The sequence below is a fragment of the Bradyrhizobium sp. PRIMUS42 genome, assembly GCF_023006515.1.
Taxonomy (GTDB): domain Bacteria; phylum Pseudomonadota; class Alphaproteobacteria; order Rhizobiales; family Xanthobacteraceae; genus Bradyrhizobium.
The window spans coordinates 1-7,895 of the sequence record NZ_JALBGZ010000263.1; the positions used below are offsets into that span (position 1 = coordinate 1).

A 7,895-nucleotide genomic window follows, 5' to 3' on the forward strand; every position below is an offset into this window, starting at 1 on the left:
GACGCCGTTCGAAGCGCCCGGCGCGGTCGAGCGCTCCGAGCGGCTCGCCGGTGTCGCGGCGATGATTTATCTGATCTTCAACGAGGGCTATTCGGCGAGCGGCGACACCGCCGAGATCCGCAAGCCATTCTGCGAGGAGGCGATCCGGTTGGGGCGCCTGCTGCTCCGGCTGTTTCCGAGCGAGCCGGAGATCATGGGGCTCACGGCGCTCATCTTGCTGCAGCATGCGCGCAGTGCCGCGCGCTTTGCCGCGGATGGCTCGCTGATCCTGCTGGACGATCAGGACCGTTCGCTGTGGAACAGCACCATGATCGCGGAAGGGCTTGCGCTGATCGACAAGGCGATGCGCCACCGCCGCAGCGGGCCCTATCAAATCCAGGCCGCAATCGCCGCGCTGCATGCCCGCGCGGCGACGCCGGAGGAGACCGACTGGGCGCAGATCGACCTGCTCTACGGCGCGCTGGAGCTTGTGCAGCCGTCTCCCGTGGTGACGCTCAACCGCGCGGTCGCGGTTTCCAAGGTGCGGGGGCCGCAAGCCGCGCTCGAATTGATCGAGCCCTTGGCGCCGAAGCTCGCCAACTACTTCCATTTCTACGGCGTGCGCGGCGCCTTCCTGATGCAGCTCGGCCGCAACGACGAAGCCCGCATCGCCTTCGATCGGGCCATCGCCCTCGCCAACACGTCCGCAGAGGCCGCCCACATCCGCATGCATCTCGATCGCCTGATCCGGGACAGCCAGCCGAAGCCGAGGGAAAGCGCCAAGGCGAAGTGACGCGGCACGCGTCATTCCGGGATGGTCCGAAGGACCAGACCCGGAATCTCGAGATTCCGGGTTCGATGCTTCGCATCGCCCCGGAATGACGATCGAAAAATTCATTCCATCAATTGTCGGCCCCAGCCATCCTCCTTCGTCCTAAGCCCGTATCCACGGAGCCCCTCATGCTGAAAGCCATTGCCGTCATTGCCATCGTCCTCGCGGCCGGACTTGCCGGCATCCTCGTCTTTGCCCTCACCAAGCCCGACACTTTCCGCGTCGAACGCAGCCTCGCCGTGAAGGCGCCGACTGACGCGATCTATCCGGTGGTCGCCGATTTCCACCGCTGGACCGCCTGGTCACCCTACGAGACACGCGATCCCGCCATGAAGCGGATCTTTGGAGGAACTGCGGTCGGCAAGGGCGCGACCTATGCCTGGGACGGCAACAACAATGTCGGGGCCGGCCACATGGAGATCCTCGAGGCGAACCCGTCGTCAAAGCTTCGCATCAAGCTCGATTTCGAGCGGCCTTTCGAAGGCCACAACACCGCCGAATTCACCTTTGTGCCGCAAGGCGATGCCACACTGGTCACATGGGCGATGTACGGTCCGGCCCCGTTCCTGTCGAAAGTGATGCAGGTGTTCATCAACATGGACAGCATGATCGGCAAGGATTTCGAGGCCGGCCTCGCCAGCCTGAAGAAGCTCACCGAGAAGCAATAAGCCTCACGACCAACGAAAAGGAGAGAAACGATGCTCAATCCCTATCTGTTCTACCAGGACAATTGCGAAGCAGCGTTCAACTATTACGCCAAGGTTCTCGGCGGCAAGGTCGATGCGATGATGCGCGCCTCGGACGCACCGCCGGAGGTGCCCGCCACGCCAGGGCGCGAAAAGATGATCATGCACGCGCGGATGTCACTACCCGACGGCAGCGTGCTGATGGCTTCCGATTCCCCGCCTGAGCATTTTCACAAGCCGCAGGGCTTTGCGATCTCGCTCACGGTTAGGGATCCCGCGGATGGCGAGCGCAAGTTCAACGCGCTCGCCGACGGCGGCGCCGTCAACATGCCGTTCAGCAAGACGTTCTGGGCCAAGGGCTTTGGCATGTGCGTCGACAAGTTCGGCATTCCCTGGATGGTGAACTGCCCGGCGGACGGAATGTGACGGTCGCGAGCGCCTGCCTGATCTAACGAGCCGCAGTCCCCTCTCTCCATTTTGCGGGAGAGGGGATTCAACGGGTCAAGTCCGGATCAATCGTGAGCGGTCTCAGCGGAGCGATCCCGTCACGTCTTCGCCTTGCCGCGGCGACTGAACGCAGCTGGGGCAGATCACGAGCTTGGTGCCGAGCTGCTTGTCGTTCTCCGCTTCGATCTCGTCATGCACCGCCCACCAGGCCTCCGAGTATGGCCGCAAGGTGCCGAGCACTCTCTCCCGCTCCTGATTGGGATCGCTTGTCGCGGCTGCCTGATTCGTCACGCGCTGCTTTGTGACGTGCGGGCGGTTCGGCGCTATGTTGGGGTCTCGGCCGAGGCCGTCCCATGCGATCGGACGACGCTCCTGCGCGACTGCGCATCCCATGAGCGCTGCGCAAAAAGTGAGCAAGACGAAGCCGTGTCGAATCATGCCGGACCTCTTGGCGCGGCGCGCAAAATGCGCGTGAGAAGGTTTGCGTCGCGTCGGTTGAAATGGAACTCAAGGGAAACGGCGTGGCCCGGCCGGCTGAATATGGCGATTTGCTCTCGCATCACTTTGCGAGCGCAGTGAGGCCGCTTCGTGAAATGATGCAGATCGCATCGCACAACAACTGGCGTAATATTAGGCTGTGAACTCCGCGTCAAAATCGCTAGTTCTATTTCACAATAAGTACAAGCTGGGGTGGACGTGACTTGGAAGGGAGCGACCGATGGCGGCGGCGCTACAAATCAACTTTGCTCTTTGGGGAATGCTCATCTGCGTCAGCATGAAGCTTGCGCCGGTCGTCCAGGTTTTTTTCTAGACGGCAAGTTCCCTCGCTGAATTGTGCAGCGGTTCCGATCGTTGATCGTCACCGGCGGCGAGCGCGCGTGATCGCGAATCGTCACCGGCAACGCGGATAGATTGCGGCGAGATCGCGCCCCTTCAACAGCAGCAGTCGGGAGCTCAGGCCGCCGTGGCGGCTGATCCAGTCGCGCACCGGGCCGGGATAGGCGGCAAGCACTGCCTCGGATGCCTCGGGCTCTGCATAGAAGCGCCCGCGCCGGTCCACCGAGCGTGCCGCATGGAAGCCGAGCACGGCGCGCTTGGTGACGCAGATGCGCTCGCCCGGCACGATGCTCAGCACCAACGTGCAGGCAGACAGGCAGGGGCCGTCGATCACCACGCGCTCGCCGCTCTCGCGCACCTTTTCGAACAAATCGAGGAACGGCCCGACCTGCCCGCCCGGAGACTGGATGATGCGGATTTCGGCGGCGGCGGGCGTGCTGACCAGAAGTGCGAATGCAAGCATCAGGGCTTTGACGAAAGCGCGTCGCATGGAGCACTCCACGAGCTCGGTTTTCGTAGGGTGGGCAAAGCGTAGCGTGCCCACCATCGTCACCGCAAATCCGGAGAAGTGGTGGGCACGGCGCTCGCGCGCCTTTGCCCACCCTACAATTCCTGCCCCACCCCACAATGTACTACCCGTTACGGACCGCGCAGCGTCGGCAGGCCGATACCTGCCGCATCGAAACCGCCATCGACGGCCAAAATTTGTCCGGTGATGTAGCTCGCGTTCGCGGAACACAGGAAGTAGATCGCTTCCGCAAGCTCCTCCTCAAGGCCGTAGCGGTTGAGCGGAATCGCGTCGTGATAATCGGCGCGGATCTCCTTGGTGTGCACCTGCTTCGCCATCGCCGTGTCGACCGGCCCCGGCGCGACGGCGTTGACGCGGATGCCCAGCGAGGCGAGCTCGACTGCGAGCTGCTTGGTCAGGTGTGCGAGCCCGGCCTTGCTGGTGCCGTAGGCCGAGCGCAGCGTCGAGGCGCGCACCGCCGAGATCGAGGTGATGTTGACGATGGCGCCGCCATTGGCCTCGCGCATCAAGGGCACCGCCGCCTTGGTGCAGAGGAACGGGCCGGTGAGGTTGACCTCGAGCACACGCCGCCAATCGGCCTCGGACGTCTCCATCAGCGGCGCGAACACCGCGATGCCGGCATTGTTGACGAGCGCATCGAGCCGGCCGAACCGCCGCTCGATCGCCGTCATCGCAGCGCTCACTGCGGCTGCGTCCGAAACGTCGCAGGTCAGCGCCAGCGTCGCCTCGCTTTGGTCGATTTCGGCGACCGCCCGGTCGAGCAACTCGCCCTCGATGTCGAGCAGCGCCACGCGCCACCCCTCGGCCAAAAACTTCTTCGCGGTCGCAAGCCCGATGCCGCGCGCGGCTCCGGTGACGAGGGCGGTCTTTAGCGGGGCTTGCGGCATTGGTTGATTTGTCCTGTGTCCGGGGAGGGCGGCGCGTGAGCGCGGCTCCTTTTACTGCGCTTTGGCCCGGAGAACAAAGGGCTCGATCACTGGCAATGGAGTCGAGCGCTCACGCCCTCAAACCGTCACCCTGAGGTGGTCGCTCTTCAGCGGCCTCGAAGGATGACGGAGGTGGAAATGAAGGAGATGGCGTCTACGCCAGCTCCGCCGACGCGCGCTGCATATTGGCCGACATATCCGATGTCACGATGCTCTGCTCCTCGACTGCGGCGGCGGTGGAGGCGATGAACTCGTTGACGCCGGCAATCGCGGCCTTGATGGCGGTGAGCGAGCTGGCGACGTCGCCCGAAATGACGTTCAGCGCGTCGATCTCGGAGGTGATCGTGTCGGTCGCCTGCTTGGCCTGGTTTGCGAGGCTTTTCACCTCGGAGGCGACCACTGCGAAGCCGCGGCCGGCTTCGCCCGCACGCGCCGATTCGATCGTGGCGTTGAGTGCGAGCAGGTTGATCTGGCTGGTGATGCCCGAAATCATCTCGACGATGCCGCTCATGGCCTGCGCGGCTGCGGCCAACTTCTGCGCCTGACTGTCCGCGGACTCGGCCCTCGTCGTCGCAACCTTGGAGGTCTCGCGCGACTTCGCCATGGTCTCGGAGATCTCGCGGATCGAGGCGCTCATCTGTTCGCTGCCGGCCGCGACCGCCTCGATCAGCCCGCGCGCATTGTCGGCCTTCTTGCGGCCGATGGCCTGTGCGGTGATGTCGGTGGCGTATTTCACTACCTTGTAGGGCCTGCCGTTGAGATCGAAGATCGGGTTGTAGGAGGCCTGGATCCAGATCTCCCGCCCGCCCTTGGCGATTCGCTTGTATTCTGCGGCCTGGTATTCGCCGCGGTTGAGGGTCTCCCAGAACTGGCGATAGGCCGGCGAATTCTTCTCATTCGGCTCGACGAACATCGAGTGGTGCTGGCCCTTGATCTCCGCCAGCGAATAGCCCATCGCCTTGAGGAAATTCTCGTTGGCGGTTCGTATCGTGCCGTCCATGTTGAATTCGATCACCGCCTGTGATTTCTGAATGGCGGCGAGCTGTCCGTCATTGTCGGCCGCCTTCATCTTTTGGGCGGTGACGTCGGTCGCGAACTTCACCACCTTGAACGGCTTGCCGTTATCGTCGAGAATCGGATTGTAGGTGGCGATGATCCAGATCTCCTTGCCGCCCTTGCCCAGCCGCTTGTATTCGGCGGCCTCGAACTCGCCGCGGTTCAGCTTGGCCCAGAACGCGGCATAGGCCGCGCTCGCCCGATCCTCGGGCGTCACGAACATTCCGTGATGCTTGCCCTTGATCTCGTCGAGCGAATAGCCCATCGCGCTCAGGAAGTTCTCGTTGGCGGTCACGATGGTGCCGTCCATGTTGAATTCGATCACGGCCTGCGCGCGGTTGATCGCGGCGAACTTGTCGGAATCCTCCATGGTCTTGATCTTGTACGCCGTGATGTCGGTGGCGAACTTGATGAAGCTGATGACCTTGCCGTTCTCGTCGCGCAGCGGCGCATAGGATGCGTGGATCCAGACCTCCTTGCCGCCCTTGCCGAAACGCTTGTATTGCGTGGTCTGGAATTCGCCGCGGTTCAGGCTGGCCCAGAAGTCGCGGTAGCGAGCGCTCTCGCGCTCGGCCGGGCTGACGAAGATGCTGTGGTGCTTGCCTTTGATCTCGGCCAGCGTGTAGCCGCTCATCTTGAGCAGGTTCTCGTTGGCATCGAGGATGGTGCCGTCGAGACCGAATTCGATCACGGCCTGTGACCGGTCGAGCGCCTCGACCTCAGCGACGGCGTGCCTGACCTTCTTGCTCTGGAAATTGAACACGTATGCCCCGCAATTTGTAGCGCGAATCGGCACTGACGTACCGGTTTCTCCCGCTCTAAAAATTGCATGCTCTCGTTGAGCGTTTGTAAACCCAGGCGAACCACACGGCCTATTCCCGTATTTCACGTGCGTTAGCCATCTATTTCAACCGGCGAGCGTTCTGGCTCCATATGCACGCGGGAGTTCATATGGTGGCCGTATTTGTACGGGCGAGGCGGGAATTATTTTTCGCGGCGTGTTGACGCAGTTCCCCAGGGGCAGCGGGTTCGGCAGCGCTGACGACATCGGCTCTGTCGGCCTCCGCGGAGATTTCCTTGAGAAAATTTCCTCGCCCTTGTCGGTCTTGGGCAGCCGCGTTCGTCTTACAACGGCACCGTCGTCACTCCAGCGGCCCAACTTCGGCGCGCCCGGAATGACGGGAGTACAGAGGACACCTCATGCGATTCATGATGCTGATGATTCCGCTCGGCTACGAGACCGCGCCGCCGGACGTGCAACTCGATCCCGAGCGCGTCGCGGCGATGATGCGCTACAACGAGACGCTTAAGGACGCGGGCGTGTTGATCACGCTCGACGGTCTGCATCCGCCGTCGATGGGCGCACGGGTGTCGTTTGCGACCGGCGAGCCCATTGTCACCGACGGCCCATTCGCCGAGGCCAAGGAAGTCCTGGGCGGCTACTGGATGATCGAGGTGGCCTCGCGGGCCGAGGCGATTGCCTGGGCAAAGCAGTGCCCGGCCTCGCCGAACGAAATCATCGAAATCAGGCAGGTGCAGGAGATCGGCGACTTTCCGCCCGACGTGCAAGCGGCCGCCGCCGGTTTTGACGACCTGAAGACATAGCCCGCATTGGCCGCGAAGAGATCGCGGCCGTCATCACGATATCAACAAGGGAGAGACCGATGAGCACCGAACACGGATTCCTCGCCATTTACCTCGGCAGCATGAGTGGCGAGAAGATGAAGGCCTGGCATGCGATGCCCGAGGCGGAACGGAAGGCAAAGGAGCGCGAGGGCATGGCCGCCTGGCACGGCTGGGTCGAGAAGCACAAGGACGTCATCGTCGAGATGGGCGGCCCGCTCGGCAAGACCCGCAGGATCGACGCGAGCGGCATCACCGAGATCAGCAATGCGCTGACCGGCTTCACGGTGGTGCGCGCTGCCTCGCAAGAGGAAGCTGCAAAACTGTTCGAGAACCATCCGCATTTTGCGATCTTCCCGGGCGAGGCGATTGAGGTCATGCCCGTGCTGCCAATTCCGCAGATGTAGCTGCGGCCAAGGCGCCATTTCCGGGCGCGAGTCGTCGCTCCGGCCCGGCATCACCCGTGGAAGTACGGGATTCATTGCGCTCGATTCCCGCTAGTGACCTTCACGCCTGGCTCATGTAAAGATCGTTCACATGAGCTGGCGCAAGGAGCAGCGCCGCGCCGAGCGCGGCTATCACCACGGCAATCTGAAGGAAGCCCTGTTGCAGGCCGCTCTCGGGCTGATTGCCGAGAAGGGCGCGGCCGGCTTCACCTTCGCCGATGCCGCGCGCATGGCCGGCGTCAGCGCGGCGGCGCCCTATCGGCATTTCCGGGACCGCGACGAGTTGTTGTCCTCGATCGCTCAGCGCGGTTTCGAGCAATTCGAGGCGCGCCTGACCGCGGCCTGGGACGACGGGCATCCCGACACGGTCACCGCGTTCGAGCGCGTCGGCAGGGCCTATCTTGCTTTCGCCCGCGAGGAGCCCGCATTTTACAACGCGATGTTCGAGTCCGGCTTGCCGGTCGATGCCAATCCGGCGCTACAGGCTGCGAGCGAGCGCGCTTTCAACATCATGCGCGCCGCGGCCGAGAGGCT

General features: G+C 63.2%; 10 protein-coding genes. 6 read left to right on the forward strand and 4 right to left on the reverse strand.

The features are described from left to right. The 3 genes from MOV75_RS19820 to MOV75_RS19830 all read left to right on the forward strand — a co-directional run. Nucleotides 1-772: RNA polymerase sigma factor (locus MOV75_RS19820; RefSeq protein ID WP_369010464.1), on the forward strand; the 772-nt coding region annotated here is incomplete at its 5' end. Nucleotides 773-939: 167 nt separating this feature from the next. Beyond that, nucleotides 940-1,479 (forward strand): SRPBCC family protein, encoded by a 540-nt coding sequence (locus tag MOV75_RS19825; protein ID WP_246921709.1) that lies wholly within the window; start codon nt 940-942, stop codon nt 1,477-1,479. 30 nt (nt 1,480-1,509) lie between these two features. Continuing rightward, nucleotides 1,510-1,923: a VOC family protein gene (locus tag MOV75_RS19830; RefSeq protein WP_246921712.1), complete on the forward strand. Its 414-nt coding sequence runs from the start codon at nt 1,510-1,512 to the stop codon at nt 1,921-1,923. A 102-nt stretch (nt 1,924-2,025) separates the two neighbouring features. Here the strand turns inward: MOV75_RS19830 and MOV75_RS19835 are convergent, their stop codons facing one another. The 4 genes from MOV75_RS19835 to MOV75_RS19850 all read right to left on the reverse strand — a co-directional run bounded on the left by MOV75_RS19835 (nt 2,026) and on the right by MOV75_RS19850 (nt 6,055). Continuing rightward, nucleotides 2,026-2,382 (reverse strand): hypothetical protein, encoded by a 357-nt coding sequence (locus MOV75_RS19835; RefSeq protein WP_246921715.1) that lies wholly within the window; start codon nt 2,380-2,382, stop codon nt 2,026-2,028. Nucleotides 2,383-2,836: 454 nt separating this feature from the next. Then, complete coding sequence (locus MOV75_RS19840) at nt 2,837-3,271, reverse strand: hypothetical protein (protein WP_246921718.1); 435 nt, start codon at nt 3,269-3,271, stop codon at nt 2,837-2,839. A 149-nt stretch (nt 3,272-3,420) separates the two neighbouring features. Next, nucleotides 3,421-4,197, reverse strand: a complete 777-nt coding sequence (locus tag MOV75_RS19845; protein ID WP_246921721.1) for an SDR family NAD(P)-dependent oxidoreductase — start codon at nt 4,195-4,197, stop codon at nt 3,421-3,423. A 193-nt stretch (nt 4,198-4,390) separates the two neighbouring features. Continuing rightward, the gene (locus MOV75_RS19850; RefSeq protein WP_246921724.1) at nt 4,391-6,055 is read right to left on the reverse strand and encodes a PAS domain-containing methyl-accepting chemotaxis protein; all 1,665 of its coding nucleotides are present in this window, start codon (nt 6,053-6,055) and stop codon (nt 4,391-4,393) included. Between the two features lie 437 nt (nt 6,056-6,492). On the opposite strand from MOV75_RS19850, the gene MOV75_RS19855 reads away from it, so the two are divergent. The 3 genes from MOV75_RS19855 to MOV75_RS19865 all read left to right on the forward strand — a co-directional run. After that, nucleotides 6,493-6,897 (forward strand): YciI family protein, encoded by a 405-nt coding sequence (locus tag MOV75_RS19855; RefSeq protein WP_246921727.1) that lies wholly within the window; start codon nt 6,493-6,495, stop codon nt 6,895-6,897. 59 nt (nt 6,898-6,956) lie between these two features. Further along, nucleotides 6,957-7,322 carry a hypothetical protein gene (locus MOV75_RS19860; protein WP_246921729.1) on the forward strand — a complete coding sequence of 122 codons (366 nt, stop codon included), beginning with the start codon at nt 6,957-6,959 and terminating at the stop codon, nt 7,320-7,322. Nucleotides 7,323-7,452: 130 nt separating this feature from the next. Beyond that, on the forward strand, nt 7,453-7,895 hold a 443-nt coding region (locus tag MOV75_RS19865; RefSeq protein ID WP_247006431.1), incomplete at its 3' end, for a TetR/AcrR family transcriptional regulator.